The organism is Pseudomonas sp. FEN (assembly GCF_904067045.1).
Classification (GTDB): Bacteria; Pseudomonadota; Gammaproteobacteria; order Pseudomonadales; family Pseudomonadaceae; genus Aquipseudomonas.
The window spans coordinates 197,501-211,600 of sequence record NZ_CAJFDC010000012.1; the positions used below are offsets into that span (position 1 = coordinate 197,501).

Consider the following 14,100-nt stretch of genomic DNA (forward strand, 5'->3'; position numbering starts at 1 on the left):
ACGATCGTCAAGGTGCGTGGTCGCGTGGTCGTGACGGAACATGGTGTCAGCTTGGTGGGCTTCGAAAAGGTCAAGCCGCTGTTCGAGGCAGACGGCAAGATTTACCAGACCGAGGCACAGAACCCATACTGGGGCTTCCGTGACCCCTGGCCGTTCCGCGATCCAAAAAGCGGCAAGCTGTACATGTTGTTCGAGGGCAACGTGGCCGGCGAGCGCGGTTCGCACACTGTCGGCCAGGCTGAAATCGGCGACGTGCCGCCTGGCTATGAAGATGTTGGTAATTCGCGCTACCAGACTGCCTGTGTCGGTATCGCGTTGGCGCACGACGAAGATGGTGATGACTGGGAAATGCTTCCACCCCTGCTGACCGCAGTAGGCGTCAATGACCAGACCGAACGTCCGCACTTCCTGTTTCAGGACGGTAAATACTATCTGTTCACCATCAGCCATAAGTTCACATATGCCGATGGTGTAACCGGCCCGGACGGTGTGTACGGTTTCGTCGCAGACGAGTTGTTCGGCCCTTATGTGCCGTTGAACGGTTCTGGCCTGGTGCTGGGCAACCCTTCTTCCCAGCCATTCCAGACCTACTCGCACTATGTGATGCCCAACGGCCTGGTGACATCATTCATCGACAGCATACCGACCGAAGAAGGCGAAACCGGGATGCAGTTCCGTGTTGGCGGCACTGAAGCGCCGACAGTAGGCATCAAGGTAAAAGGGCTGCAGACTTTCGTGGTGGCCGAGTATGACTACGGTTACATCCCCCCGATGATCGATGTCACACTGAAGTAACACCGGAAACACATAGGGTTTTCAGGCACCGGGTTTGACTCGATAACAGACTCGTTGTGGATATGATCGAGATATCCGCACGCCTGACTCACTGCGACTTGATCGGGAGCCGCCTTGAACAATGCGTAACATGACCCTTCGGCACTGGCTGCACGGATGCAGCCAGTAACGGGCCCCTCCTCTTGAGCGCAACGCTCTAGCCTGTCGCCCCTCACAGGCTGCATTGATCATACTTACGAAGCGTGCTGGCCAAATCCGATGCAATCGGGATGCGATTTCACAGCTACAAGAGAAAGAGCAAGGTATCAGCTTCGGAAATTGGCTAAAGAGCTCAATCTCATTGGAAAGCTGATAGCTCAATTCTGAACGCATTGAGAAGTGGGGACCAGGCAGGAAAAAAACAAACCAAACCTAGGCAAAAAAAGCGCTAACTCTTTGATTATTATGGTGTCCCAGGGCAGGTTCGAACTGCCAACCTTCCCCTTAGGAGGGGGATGCTCTATCCAATTGAGCTACTGAGACAACGGTCGGCCACCAGAACTGGCGGCGCGAAGGACGGCGTGCATGTTAACGGGCATGCCGTCGTTTGTCATGTCGTCCCTGGGCTTTTTAACAGTGGGCTGTCGCTCACGAACACAGCCGACCCGCGTTGAGCAACCGCCATCCAACCCATGACAAGGACTGTCAGACATTTCGTCGGGCATTTTGCATTACTGCAAAAAGGCGATCATTGCAAAATGCAAGGCGCCTTCGCCAAAAACAACACACAACCTATTGTTTTAAAAGCATTTTTTCTGATAAAAAGCTTGGCATGCAGCCTGCTCTGGTTCTCTCCATGAAAAACCGCCTGGTCCATCACTCACTATGGAGAGCCTTTCGATGAATACCCCCATTCTTCTGACATTGAATGTACTGGCATTGATCGCATTGACCGCTTTCCATTTTCAACCGGAGCCAGCGCCCCTGTCTTACGCATATGCCGTTCCGCGACAAGCAGCACAGCGGGCCATCATGACCGATCACTTCGCCAACCGCATTTCCCTGGACGAGCAGCGCCAAGCAACCGCCGCATCCACCGACGAAGCAGAGCGACTGACATTCTGAGCCCACGCCACCAAGGAAACCCCATGTCCAGATATGCCCTCACCTTCCTGATCCTGACCTTGCTCACCAGCCTCGCCCTGTGGATGGCACCGGCCGACGCGTTCACCCCGCCGCTGATCGTCGCAACCAGCCTGTTTGGCGGTTTTTTCGTCCTGGCCTTGTTCGCTGGTCGGAAAATCCGCTTCGATCCCGTATTGCGCCCCTCCGAAGACTAGAAAACCAGCAAATTGCCACTACGCTCTATCATTAGAAGCAAAAGGCCAGTCTAACCGGGTAAAATCCGCGCAGCGCTGGCCAAAGGCTTCCAGACAGGCCCAGGATGGCCGATCAGAGGGCGGTTACTGAGGCGAACTTTCAAACCAGTACGCATTTCTGATAATTGGTGCTGGCATATTGCCTTTGCCCAGTTCAATATTTGTCACAGAATTGACGCCAAGGATCTGGCAAATTTGAGGCATGATGCGGGCCTCATTTCAATTCAGGTTGAACATTTGGCCAAACATGCTGTCCTACTGACATCCTGCGGCCAATTCCGAGAACCGCTCCCCTGAACTAACCGGTTTAAAACTATGCGCCCATTGAAACAGGCAATTTATTCCAGCCGTACGGCTGACAAGTTCGTCGTGCGTCTGCCCGATGGAATGCGTGAACGCATCGCCGAGGTGGCTCGCAACCATCACCGCAGCATGAATTCCGAGATCATTGCACGCTTGGAGCAAAGCCTTATTCAGGAAGGTGCGCTGGGCGACGAATTGAGCATGCGGCTGGACAGCCCGGAACTCTCTCTGCATGAGCGTGAATTGCTCCAGCGTTTCCGCCAACTCTCCCACCGCCAACAGAATGCACTTGTATCGCTGATCGCCCACGACGCCGAAATGACGGACGCCAGCTGACTCATCCCTGAAAGCTCAAGCCAGCGGTGTGCTGGCTTTTTTTTGCCTGGGATTTGGCTGGAAAGCGCTTAAAGCAGGAAGATGGTCGCCAAACCAAGGAAGATGAAGAAACCACCACTGTCGGTCATGGCAGTGATCATTACGCTGGCACCCATCGCCGGGTCGCGCCCCAGGCGTGCCAGGGTCATGGGGATGAGCACCCCCATCAACGCCGCCAACAACAGGTTGAGGGTCATCGCCGCCGTCATCACTACGCCCAGCGACCAACTGCCGTATAGCAGGTAGGCGACCACACCGATCACCCCACCCCACACCAGGCCATTGATCAGCCCCACCGCCAGCTCCTTGCGCATCAACCGCGAGGTGTTGCCGGTACTGACCTGGTCCAGCGCCATCGCACGCACGATCATGGTAATGGTCTGGTTGCCCGAGTTGCCGCCAATACCCGCGACGATCGGCATCAGGGCCGCCAGGGCCACCAGCTTCTCGATGGAACCCTCGAACAAGCCGATTACCCGCGAAGCGACAAAGGCGGTAATCAGGTTGATCGCCAACCACGCCCAACGGTTACGCAAGGATTTCCAGACCGAGGCAAAGATGTCCTCTTCTTCGCGCAGACCCGCCATGTTGAGGACTTCGCTCTCGCTCTCCTCGCGAATCAGGTCGACCATTTCGTCGATGGTCAAACGACCGATCAGCTTGCCGTTCTTGTCCACTACCGGAGCGGAAATCAAGTCATAACGTTCGAAAGCCTGGGCCGCGTCGTAGGCATCCTCGTCCGGGTGAAAGCTCACCGGGTCGCTGGCCATGACTTCGGCCACCTGCTTCTCGGGATCGTTGACCAGCAGACGCTTGATCGGCAGCACCCCCTTGAGCACACCGCCATAGTCGACCACGAACAACTTGTCGGTATGACCCGGCAATTCCTTGAGCCGACGCAGGTAGCGCAGCACCACTTCCAGGCTGACATCTTCGCGGATGGTGACCATCTCGAAGTCCATCAGGGCGCCGACCTGCTCCTCGTCATAGGACAACGCAGAGCGAACGCGCTCACGTTGCTGGCTGTCGAGGGTCTCCATCAACTCATGCACAACGTCACGTGGCAGCTCAGGGGCCAAGTCAGCGAGTTCGTCGGCGTCCATCTCCTTGGCCGCGGCCAAGAGCTCCTGATCGTCCATGTCGGCAATCAGGGTTTCACGTACGGAGTCGGAAACCTCGAGCAGGATATCGCCGTCACGCTCAGCCTTGACCAACTGCCAGACCGTCAAGCGATCATTCAGCGGCAAGGCTTCGAGGATATAGGCGACGTCGGCGGAGTGCAGGTCATCGAGCTTGCGCTGCAATTCGACGAGATTCTGCCGGTGAACCAGGTTTTCCACCCGGTCGTGATGAGGGCCTTCCTGACGATGCGTCAGGTCTTCGACCACCCGCTGGCGCTGCAATAGATCAACGACCTGGGCGAGACGGTCCTGCAGGCTGTCCTGGCTTTTCTTTACTTCAACTTCGGTCATAGGCGAATTCCACTCCCAGCAGCGGGGCACGCCGGAAGGATCAATCAGTCAATTCATGATTGGCAAAGCGAGAGGCTAAGTAACTACTGGGTAAGTCCATGGAAATATTCCAAAAACCCCGGCGGGGCTGACGGGCGCAATCATACACCGCCCCACCCCCCTCACGAGCAAAAATCTTGGCAAGAACAAGTGCTTGCAACACCCGACCGGGCGCTTTGCAGCGGCCTTTCCTCTACGACGACTCATTCTGAAAAGAAAACACACGCACTACTCGCAAGCTCACAACTAGGCTTGATGAATGATCGTCAGGGAGGACGTCCAATGCTGTTCCCACGCCATCTACCACTGTTGCTCGCGCTCTGCCTGCCTTTCCCGGCCCTTGCCGCCATCGTGCATCGCTGCGAAAGCGGCAACGGCCATATCACCTTCACCACGCTGGGATGTGCGCCAGACGAAACACTACGCGCCCAGCGAGCGCACAACCCTGCCTCCGCAAGCCGGCCCGCTCCCGCCAAGCCGCCGCGAACGGCAAGCTCAGCCACCACGCCAGCGCCACGAGAGCTGACGGTGGTCGGCGAGCATGACGACGGCTGCGCCAATCTGTTGAGCGCACAGGAGAAACGCCAGGCAATCATCAATCAGCAGGTTCGTCCCGGCATGAGTCGTCTGGAGGTGGAGAGCGCCCTGGGCAGGCCGGACCGGATCAGCACGACCAATACCGCGACGCGCTATCACTACCACTTGAAGAGAGGCCGTAGCAGCCTGGTGGTGCTGGATGAGAAGGGATGCGTCAAACGCTAGCCCATGACAAAAACCCAAACGCCAGACGGCAAAAAGCCCGCAACCAGTGCGGGCTTTTTGGTGTATGGTGCACTCGACAGGATTCGAACCTGTGACCGCTCGGTTCGTAGCCGAGTACTCTATCCAGCTGAGCTACGAGTGCATTGCGTGTTTTTAGACCAGACCACCACTGGTTGAAGCCACGTCATTCGTATTACTACCAACAACGCTTAAATGGTGCACTCGACAGGATTCGAACCTGTGACCGCTCGGTTCGTAGCCGAGTACTCTATCCAGCTGAGCTACGAGTGCATTTGATGCCGCGCATTATAGGCCGTGAAATCTTTTTGTAAAGCGCTTTTTTCTAGTAATTTCAACAACTTACCGAAGAAGCCAGATCTACACGTACTACTCGAATAATGGCGGAGAAGGGGGGATTCGAACCCCCGACACCCTTTTGAGGTGTACTCCCTTAGCAGGGGAGCGCCTTCGGCCACTCGGCCACCTCTCCGCAACACGGGGCGTATAATAACCAACCTTTTCCCCGTTTGCAAAGCAAAAAATCAAATAAAATTAATGGCTTGGTTCTTCGTCCTTCTCTTTCTTGATCCGCAGGTAAATTTCCTCACGGTGCACCGCCACTTCTTTGGGGGCATTGACACCAATTCGTACTTGATTTCCTTTGACGCCAAGCACGGTCACAGTGATTTCACCGTCACCGATGATCAGGCTTTCTGCGCACCGACGAGTCAGAATCAGCATACCTTTCTCCTACACGCACTTCAGTTCAGGGACAACAGTCTGCAAAAAAGGGCTTCGGCTTACAGGCTATATAGCCATCACCCTACACCCCCAAGTATTGACCAGCGCTGGCAAAAGAACAGCATCCACCCACGCCCATCAAAAAAAACAAAGGGCGCGGTTCAACCGCGCCCTTGGGGACTACGCGTCACTCACCCTGTCGGGCCGGTGCGTCCAGCTCGAAAGCCGTGTGCAGCGCACGCACGGCCAACTCCAGATACTTCTCTTCGATCACCACGGAGACCTTGATTTCCGAGGTTGAGATCATCTGGATATTGATGCTTTCCTTGGCCAGGGCCTCGAACATGCGGCTGGCCACGCCGGCATGGGAACGCATGCCCACGCCCACGATCGATACCTTGGCAATCTTGGTATCGCCGACCACTTCACGGGCCCCGATCTCACGCGCGGTATTTTCCAGGACGGTTTGCGCGGACTGGTAGTCGTTGCGGTGCACGGTGAAGGTGAAGTCGGTGGTGTTATCGTGCGCAACGTTCTGCACGATCATGTCGACTTCGATGTTCGCGGCACTGATCGGGCCAAGAATCTTGAAGGCCACGCCGGGGGTGTCTGGCACGCCACGGATGGTCAGCTTGGCTTCATCGCGGTTGAAGGCGATGCCGGAAATGATCGGCTGTTCCATGGATTCCTCTTCATCAATAGTAATGAGGGTACCCGGACCCTCTTTGAAGCTGTGCAGGACGCGCAGCGGAACGTTGTACTTGCCGGCGAACTCGACCGCGCGGATCTGCAACACCTTGGAACCGAGGCTGGCCATTTCCAGCATCTCTTCGAAGGTGATCTTGTCCAGGCGCTGGGCCTGGGCCACAACACGCGGATCGGTGGTGTAGACGCCATCGACGTCGGTGTAGATCTGGCATTCGTCAGCCTTCAAGGCCGCCGCCAGCGCCACACCGGTGGTGTCGGAACCACCACGCCCAAGGGTGGTGATATTGCCGTGCTCGTCGACGCCCTGGAAACCGGCGACCACCACTACGCGACCAGCCTTCAGATCGGCACGAATCTTCTGATCGTCGATTTGCAGGATGCGCGCCTTATTGTGCGCGCTGTCGGTCAGGATCCGCACCTGGTTACCAGTGTACGAGACCGCCGGCACGCCGCGCTTGATCAGCGCCATGGCCAGCAAGGCGATGGTCACCTGCTCGCCAGTGGACACGATCACATCCAGTTCCCGCGGAACCGGCTGCTGCTCGCCGCTGATTTGCTTGGCCAGATCGATCAGGCGGTTGGTTTCGCCGCTCATCGCAGACAGTACAACCACCAGGTCATCACCGGCCTCGCGGAACTTCTTAACCTTGTCGGCTACCTGCTCGATTCTCTCGACGGAGCCGACCGAGGTACCTCCAAACTTCTGTACGATCAAAGCCATTTCTAAGCCGCCTCAGCCCGTAAAGGGGCGCCCATTAATCATTCAACTTCACAGCCGTGGTGCCTGCCACTAGACAGCAGGCAGCTTTCGCGGCCTTAAACGCCCTGTTCGACAAACGGTACGGTCAGGGCCAGCGCGGCATCCAGTTGCGCGGCGTCGATACCGCCGCCTTGCGCCATGTCTGGACGACCACCACCCTTCCCGCCCACTGCCGCAGCGGCTTGTTTCATCAGATCACCGGCTTTGAGTTGGCCAGTCAGGTCCTTGGTCACGCCTGCTACCAGAACGACCTTTTCCTCATGGACACTGCCGAGCAGGATCACTGCGCGACCGAGTTTGTTTTTCAGTTGATCGACCAGCGCCAGCAGCGCCTTGCCATCCTGCCCGTCCAGGCGCGCGGCCAGGACCTTGACGCCCTTGACGTCCAGGGCCGACGCCGACAGGTCATCGCCCGCGGCGCTCGCGGCCTTGGCCTGCAATTGCTCCAGCTGTTTTTCCAACAGGCGGTTGCGTTCCAGTACCGCCGACAGCTTGTCGATCAGGTTCTCGCGACTGCCCTTGATCAGGTTCGCGGCTTCCTTGAGTTGTTCTTCCGCGGCGTTCAGGTAGGCCAGTGCCGCCGCCCCGGTGACCGCTTCGATACGCCGCACGCCCGAGGCCACGCCGCCTTCGCTGACAATTTTCAGCAGGCCGATATCGCCGGTCCGGTTGGCGTGGATACCACCGCACAGCTCGACGGAGAAATCGCCGCCCATGCTCAGTACGCGCACGTTGTCACCGTACTTCTCGCCGAACAGCGCCATGGCGCCTTTTTTCTTGGCGGTGTCGATATCGGTTTCTTCGGTTTCCACCGCCGAGTTCTTGCGGATCTCGGCGTTGACGATGTCTTCCAGAGCCTTGATCTGCGCCGGCTTGATGGCTTCGAAGTGGCTGAAGTCGAAGCGCAGGCGCTGACTGTCGACCAACGAGCCCTTCTGCTGAACGTGCTCGCCCAACACCTGGCGCAGCGCGGCGTGCAGCAGGTGCGTGGCCGAGTGGTTCAACGAGGTGGCGTGGCGCACGTCCGCGGCAACCTGGGCGTCAACCTGGGCGCCGATCAACAAGCTGCCTTGTGCCAGGACACCGTGGTGCAGGAACGCGCCACCGGTCTTGGTGGTATCGCGCACCTCGAAGCGACCGCCAGCCGCCTTGAGATAACCGCAATCACCCACCTGGCCGCCCGACTCCGCGTAGAACGGCGTACGGTCCAGAACCACGACGCCCTCTTCACCTTCGCTCAAGACGTCGACCGACTGCCCTTCTTTATAGAGCGCCACGACCTTCGCCGAACCGCTGGTGGCAGTGTAGCCGGTGAACTCGGTAGCGACGTCGACCTTGACCAGGCTGTTGTAGTCCATGCCGAAGGAGCTGGCGGAACGCGCGCGCACCCGCTGGGCTTCCATCTCGCGCTCGAAACCGGCCTCGTCCAGGGTCAGGTTGCGTTCGCGGGCGATGTCCCCGGTCAGGTCCATCGGAAAACCGTAAGTGTCGTACAGCTTGAACACCACGTCGCCCGGCACGACCGAGCCCTTGAGTTCGGCCAGGTCCTGCTCGAGGATCTTCAGGCCTTGCTCCAGAGTCTTGGCAAACTGCTCTTCCTCGGCTTTCAGTACGCGCTCGATATGCGCCTGCTGGGATTTCAGCTCAGGGAAGGCTGCGCCCATCTCGGCAACCAGGGCGGCGACGATCTGATAAAAGAAGCTGCCCTTGGCACCCAGCTTGTTGCCGTGCCGGCAGGCACGGCGAATGATCCGACGCAGCACATAGCCACGACCTTCGTTGGACGGCAGCACGCCGTCGGCAATCAGGAAACCACAGGAACGAATATGGTCGGCGACGACTTTCAGCGATGCCTGGTTGTCGTTGGTGCAACCGATAGCCTGGGCCGAAGCGCTCAGCAGGCTCTGGAACAGGTCGATCTCATAGTTGGAATGAACGTGCTGCAACACCGCACTGATCCGCTCCAGGCCCATGCCGGTGTCCACCGACGGTGCCGGCAGCGGATGCAACACGCCGTCGGCGGTGCGGTTGAACTGCATGAACACGTTGTTCCAGATCTCGATATAGCGGTCGCCATCTTCCTCCGGCGAGCCAGGCGGGCCACCCCAGATATCGGCGCCGTGATCATAGAAAATCTCGGTGCACGGACCGCACGGACCGGTATCCCCCATGGTCCAGAAGTTGTCGGAAGCGTAAGGCGCGCCCTTGTTGTCACCGATACGGACCATGCGCTCGGCCGGCACCCCGACTTCCTTGGTCCAGATGTCATAGGCTTCGTCATCACTGGCGTAGACCGTGACCCAGAGCTTCTCCTTCGGCAGGTTCAGCCACTGCTCGGAGGTCAGGAAAGTCCAGGCGAAGGTGATCGCGTCACGCTTGAAGTAGTCACCAAAGCTGAAGTTGCCGAGCATTTCGAAAAAGGTGTGGTGACGAGCGGTATAGCCGACGTTTTCCAGGTCGTTGTGCTTGCCGCCGGCGCGCACGCATTTCTGACTGCTGACCGCGCGGGTATAGGCGCGCTTTTCCTGGCCCAGGAAGCAGTCCTTGAACTGGTTCATCCCCGCGTTGGTGAACAGCAGGGTCGGGTCATTGCCCGGGATCAAAGAGCTGGAGGCGACACGGGTGTGGCCTTGCTGTTCGAAGAAGCGAAGGAAGGCTTCACGGATTTCTGCGCTTTTCATAGGTTCTTCCACGGAGTCTGCGGCCAAACGCAAGTGCATCACATCCAAAAGGGTTTGCGACTTGCAAAGGGCCGCATTATATCGGCCCTGCGCCCTGGGTACAGTGTGTTTATACGATAGAAGCCGTCAATTGGACGGCCTGCAGTCTCATTCACGGCCAAATTCGGCCAATACCGCAACAACTTGTTCAATTTGCGTACGCCTGGCGTCCCCTTCTCCACCGAGGTTTCAGCATGATCGACGGTAGGCAGCAACGGCGTTTACGGCGAAAATTCGATGAAAATTATCGAAACGACGACATGCGCCCCCTGAAAATATATGTTAAAAACTGAGCGCCGCCAGAAAGTCTGGCGGCAACGTTCTCAGGGCGGGGTGCAATTCCCCACCGGCGGTAATGGTGCGCAACGTGCCTAGCCCGCGAGCGCTTGACGATTCGGACGGCTTTGCCGGTCAGGGTTGCCAAGGTCAGCAGACCCGGTGTGATCCCGGGGCCGACGGTCATAGTCCGGATGAAGAGAGAACGGGATTGACACCCAAGGGCCGTCCGCCGCTCCGTGTGTGCCTGCGAGCACCACGGCGAAGCTGAACGCACCCTTGAATCCCATTCGATTCATATCGCCCTGTTTTCACACAAACAGGAGTCAGAACAGATGCAACCCACCCCTATTCATCACAATCAACGTATCGCCTTCATCCAGGCTTGCTGGCACAAGGATATCGTCGATCAGGCTCGCCACGGTTTTGTCTCGGAAATCGCCAAGCTGGGCTATCAGGAAAGCGATATCGACTTCTTCGAGGTCGGCGGCGCCTTCGAAATTCCCCTGCATGCCAAGCTGCTGGCCAAGTCCGGTCGGTATGCCGGCGTGGTCGCCGCGGGCCTGGTGGTCGACGGCGGGATCTATCGCCACGATTTCGTTGCCACCGCGGTGATCGACGGTCTGATGCAGGTCCAATTGGACACCGAAGTGCCGGTATTCTCGGTAGTACTGACCCCGCACCACTTCCACGCCGGTGAAGAACACCAGAAATTTTTCTTCGAGCACTTCGTGCACAAGGGCCAGGAAGCGGCGAAAACCTGCGCCGACACCCTGAACAAACTGCGTGCCCTGCCCCGCTCCACGCCACAGAAACTGGCGGTCTGACAGTCTGCCGCACCTGCCGACCCGGGTCGGCAGGTATTGCCTGACGCATAACTATCTACCCTCTCCCTGCGCTGCCAATGCGCTTAAGTGGACTCGACACGTTGCCCTCCCGGGGCTTTCGAAACCCACCGCTTGCGGAGACACCTCGCTATGAACGACTTTTCCAGACTTGGCCCGGACAGGCCCGTGCTGCCCGGCAATGAACACTGGATCGACGGCAACGCCGAAAACGCCCTGCCCTCCACGGCTGCCCTGGACCAGTACCCGGACGACCAGAGGCTCATGCACAGCCATATTCTCCACGCGGACGACACGGCCATGGTCGAACGCAAGAAACTCGAGGCGCCCCCCGACTACCGAGGGCCGACCGACCATCTGCACTTCACCACCCGCGACCGCTCCGATCAGGTGCACCTGTACCTCACCGATCATCCGATCCTCGATATCAATGAGCAACGCTATCACCTGAAAATGGCCTCGACCGGGCAAGTCATCGTGCTGCGCACAGCGGGCGGCAATGACAACATCAGGGTCGACGATAACGTGAAGATCACGGTCTTCATCGACTCCGGTACTGGAGATGACCGGATACTCTGCGGTGCAGGATTCACAAAAATCAACGCCGGGGCCGGCAACGACCAGGTCTTCACCCGCTCCGGCGCCAGCTATATCGAAGCCGGAGACGGCGACGATATCGTCAGCGCCCAGGGCAGCGGCCCCATGACCGTCTATGGCGGCAAGGGGCATGACACGCTGATCGGGGGAGAAGGCGCCTGCTTCATGGATGGCGGCCAGGGCGACGATTTGCTGCTGGGCGGCAAGGGCCATAACGTGCTCAGCGGGGCCGAAGGCAACGACCAGATCACCGCCGGGCCTGATCGCAACACGGTCTACACCGGGACCGGCGTGGACTTCATCGAACACCTCGGTCCCAAGACCCAGTTGTTCAATGCGTATGCCGCCGCCGGGCCCGTTCCGTCAAGCCTCCAGACCGCGCCCGGCACCATTATCGCCGCCAAGGAGTTGGACAACTGCGGCGTGATCGTCGACGGTACGGCGGAATTCCAGGAACGGGTCAATGACGATCTCAGGCTGCTGTTGGGCTCCGGCAACGGCCGGCAATTGCTCGAGGCCCTGGGCGAGGCCAGGAAGAAAAGTGCTGTTCCGGTGGTGGTCAAGGAGCTGACCGCGGAGGAAAACGGCATGTGCTTCCCGAATCGCCCGCAGCCCGACAATCCGTTCGAGGACGAATACCCCTTTATCGAAAACGGCCGGGAAGGCATTCCGATCAAGGGTTGCACGGTGTACTACGATCCCTCGTTCCTCAAAGGCGAAATCACCAGCATCGTGCATCTCTACCACGAGCTGTGCCATGCCTATAACTTCGTGACCGGGACGATTTTTCCGGGCTATGGTCCGGACGGTGTGGACGCGGACAACGTTCGCCAACGGGTTCCCAACGCCGAACTCCAGGCCGTCGGTCTAAGGGTGAGCTCGCCGCCCTTCGATTTCGACAGGGACCCGGCGACACCGCCCCTGGACAGCAATCCCGAGGCGTTCAGCGAAAACGGCCTGCGCCAGGAGTTCGGTATCCCGCCGCGCAAGCAATACCGCGGAGACTGATCGCCGGGGCTAAACCAGGCTCGCGTCGCTGGATGGCACCACCAGGATTCCCGCCCGCAGGCCGTTTTTCACCTTCGGGTTGGGGAAAATGATCCGTGCGCCCTCTTCTTCCACGACCCAGCGACTGCTCGCCAGGTCCTCGGCCAGCAAGTAGCCCTTGGGCAGTTCCGAGAAGTTCTCGATATCCACCGGCAAGTGCATCAGGAAGCTATCACTGTGCTTGATGACTTCCCGCGCCACGCTGAACAGCTGCAAGCCCTCGAGCGTTTCATCGGTGACCGGCTCGCGGCCCTCGATGATCTGCTTGAGGCGCAGTTCCAGGCGCGAAACATCCACCCCCTGGTTCTGCCCGAATGGCCGGGCCTTGCCCAGTTCCAGGGTAAAGGACTCGGCGCCCAGCTTGTCGTAGGTGTAGCTGCTGAAAACGATGGAGGGTTTGTTCTGCAGCAGCACCGCCGACATCCCGGCCGCGCGCAGGCGGGCCAGCTCGCGGCGTGAATGGCCGCGCCCCTGCTGGTAGGGATACAACGCAAACTGCTCGATCTTCGAACCGCGAATCGCGGTGTGCAGGTCATAGTGCAGGCGCTCGCGCCCCGGCAGGCTGAAGAACGTCGCCGCCAGCCGCTCCAGCTCGCAAGCCCGCAAGGCCTCGCTGCCACTGCTCAGTTCATGCCGGCCATTGAACAGCCGGTTGACGTCCTGCTCGACAAAACGCTCGCCGCGACGCATGGCCTCGGGATTGCCGAACAGGAACAGAATACGCGCGCGGGGCTTCAGGTCGCCCCGGGCAATGTCGTGCAACAGGCGATCGAGCAACTCGATCGGCGCTGTTTCGTTACCGTGGATACCGGCGGACAACAGCAGGTCCAACCCGTTGTCGCGGGCTGCGGCGGGCCGCACTTCGAGTGCGCCCTCGCTCAGCCAGCGCATGCGCACGCCATCGACCGTCAGTTGCGTCTTCTCTGCCGGTTCACGACCGGCGAGGGTCAGTTCAAGCAGTTTGCCGAGGGCGAGCATGGCGCGGTATTCCTCAATCAGTGATGGTGATCGCAGTCAGGGCCGTGGACATGATCGTCGTCGCCGATCTCGGCCGGCTCCATCTCCAGTTGCAGGCTGACCAGGTTGGTCGCCAGTGGGCGCAGCAGCAGGTTGGCGTATTCGGCGTCGCCTTCCTCGACATCGACACCGATCAGCAGTTGGCCACGGCCGTCGTGCTGAATCCACAATTCCTTGCCCTGCCAGATCACCGCGACGCGGGTGCAGGAGGTTTCCAGTTGAGTGCCGTCGGTATCTTCAAGGATCAGTTGCAGGGTATCGCTCATGTTTTAGGCTCTCGTCTGG

General features: G+C 58.9%; 13 protein-coding genes, 4 tRNA genes and 1 riboswitch (1 of these 18 running past the window's edge). Of the genes, 7 read left to right on the forward strand and 10 right to left on the reverse strand.

Translation table 11 applies throughout. The features are described 5' to 3' along the window. Nucleotides 1–795: the 3' portion of a glycoside hydrolase family 68 protein gene (locus PFEN_RS13045; RefSeq protein WP_191487232.1), read on the forward strand. Its footprint begins 486 nt before the window's first position; the window shows 795 of its 1,281 coding nt (coding positions 487–1,281); its start codon lies beyond the left edge, outside the window; its stop codon occupies nucleotides 793–795. 445 nt (nucleotides 796–1,240) lie between these two features. On the opposite strand, the gene PFEN_RS13050 is transcribed toward PFEN_RS13045, so the two are convergent. Beyond that, nucleotides 1,241–1,317 (reverse strand) — tRNA-Arg (locus PFEN_RS13050). A 357-nt stretch (nucleotides 1,318–1,674) separates the two neighbouring features. Between PFEN_RS13050 and PFEN_RS13055 the strand changes: the two genes are divergently transcribed. From PFEN_RS13055 to PFEN_RS13065, 3 genes are all read left to right on the forward strand, one after another. Further along, nucleotides 1,675–1,899, forward strand: coding sequence for a hypothetical protein (locus PFEN_RS13055; RefSeq protein ID WP_191487233.1), 225 nt, complete (start codon nucleotides 1,675–1,677; stop codon nucleotides 1,897–1,899). Nucleotides 1,900–1,922: 23 nt separating this feature from the next. Beyond that, nucleotides 1,923–2,114, forward strand: coding sequence for a PA3371 family protein (locus PFEN_RS13060; RefSeq protein WP_191487234.1), 192 nt, complete (start codon nucleotides 1,923–1,925; stop codon nucleotides 2,112–2,114). A gap of 354 nt (nucleotides 2,115–2,468) precedes the next feature. Continuing rightward, the gene (locus PFEN_RS13065) at nucleotides 2,469–2,792 is read left to right on the forward strand and encodes an Arc family DNA-binding protein (protein ID WP_191487235.1); all 324 of its coding nucleotides are present in this window, start codon (nucleotides 2,469–2,471) and stop codon (nucleotides 2,790–2,792) included. Nucleotides 2,793–2,860: 68 nt separating this feature from the next. Here the strand turns inward: PFEN_RS13065 and mgtE are convergent, their stop codons facing one another. Beyond that, nucleotides 2,861–4,303: a magnesium transporter gene (gene mgtE / locus PFEN_RS13070; RefSeq protein WP_191487236.1), complete on the reverse strand. Its 1,443-nt coding sequence runs from the start codon at nucleotides 4,301–4,303 to the stop codon at nucleotides 2,861–2,863. A 321-nt stretch (nucleotides 4,304–4,624) separates the two neighbouring features. Between mgtE and bamE the strand changes: the two genes are divergently transcribed. Next, nucleotides 4,625–5,104: an outer membrane protein assembly factor BamE gene (bamE, locus tag PFEN_RS13075; RefSeq protein WP_191487237.1), complete on the forward strand. Its 480-nt coding sequence runs from the start codon at nucleotides 4,625–4,627 to the stop codon at nucleotides 5,102–5,104. Nucleotides 5,105–5,169: 65 nt separating this feature from the next. On the opposite strand, the gene PFEN_RS13080 is transcribed toward bamE, so the two are convergent. The 6 genes from PFEN_RS13080 to alaS all read right to left on the reverse strand — a co-directional run bounded on the left by PFEN_RS13080 (nucleotide 5,170) and on the right by alaS (nucleotide 9,994). Beyond that, nucleotides 5,170–5,246 (reverse strand) — tRNA-Arg (locus PFEN_RS13080). Nucleotides 5,247–5,318: 72 nt separating this feature from the next. After that, nucleotides 5,319–5,395, reverse strand: a tRNA-Arg gene (locus tag PFEN_RS13085). A gap of 108 nt (nucleotides 5,396–5,503) precedes the next feature. Further along, nucleotides 5,504–5,594, reverse strand: a tRNA-Ser gene (locus PFEN_RS13090). Between the two features lie 62 nt (nucleotides 5,595–5,656). Then, nucleotides 5,657–5,845 carry a carbon storage regulator CsrA gene (csrA, locus tag PFEN_RS13095; RefSeq protein ID WP_002554426.1) on the reverse strand — a complete coding sequence of 63 codons (189 nt, stop codon included), beginning with the start codon at nucleotides 5,843–5,845 and terminating at the stop codon, nucleotides 5,657–5,659. A 187-nt stretch (nucleotides 5,846–6,032) separates the two neighbouring features. After that, on the reverse strand, nucleotides 6,033–7,274 hold the full coding sequence (locus tag PFEN_RS13100) for an aspartate kinase (protein ID WP_191487238.1): 1,242 nt from the start codon (nucleotides 7,272–7,274) through the stop codon (nucleotides 6,033–6,035). A gap of 95 nt (nucleotides 7,275–7,369) precedes the next feature. Continuing rightward, on the reverse strand, nucleotides 7,370–9,994 hold the full coding sequence (gene alaS / locus PFEN_RS13105) for an alanine--tRNA ligase (RefSeq protein WP_191487239.1): 2,625 nt from the start codon (nucleotides 9,992–9,994) through the stop codon (nucleotides 7,370–7,372). A 354-nt stretch (nucleotides 9,995–10,348) separates the two neighbouring features. Next, nucleotides 10,349–10,520: riboswitch (FMN riboswitch) on the forward strand. Between the two features lie 124 nt (nucleotides 10,521–10,644). Between alaS and PFEN_RS13110 the strand changes: the two genes are divergently transcribed. Both PFEN_RS13110 and PFEN_RS13115 read left to right on the forward strand, forming a co-directional pair. After that, entirely contained in the window at nucleotides 10,645–11,136 is a 492-nt protein-coding gene (locus PFEN_RS13110; protein ID WP_191487240.1) for a 6,7-dimethyl-8-ribityllumazine synthase, read from the forward strand. Nucleotides 11,137–11,286: 150 nt separating this feature from the next. Continuing rightward, on the forward strand, nucleotides 11,287–12,759 hold the full coding sequence (locus PFEN_RS13115) for a M91 family zinc metallopeptidase (protein ID WP_191487241.1): 1,473 nt from the start codon (nucleotides 11,287–11,289) through the stop codon (nucleotides 12,757–12,759). Between the two features lie 9 nt (nucleotides 12,760–12,768). On the opposite strand, the gene astE is transcribed toward PFEN_RS13115, so the two are convergent. After that, nucleotides 12,769–13,776 carry a succinylglutamate desuccinylase gene (gene astE / locus PFEN_RS13120; RefSeq protein ID WP_191487242.1) on the reverse strand — a complete coding sequence of 336 codons (1,008 nt, stop codon included), beginning with the start codon at nucleotides 13,774–13,776 and terminating at the stop codon, nucleotides 12,769–12,771. 17 nt (nucleotides 13,777–13,793) lie between these two features. Beyond that, nucleotides 13,794–14,081: a topoisomerase II gene (locus tag PFEN_RS13125; protein ID WP_191487243.1), complete on the reverse strand. Its 288-nt coding sequence runs from the start codon at nucleotides 14,079–14,081 to the stop codon at nucleotides 13,794–13,796. Nucleotides 14,082–14,100: the final 19 nt, after the last annotated feature.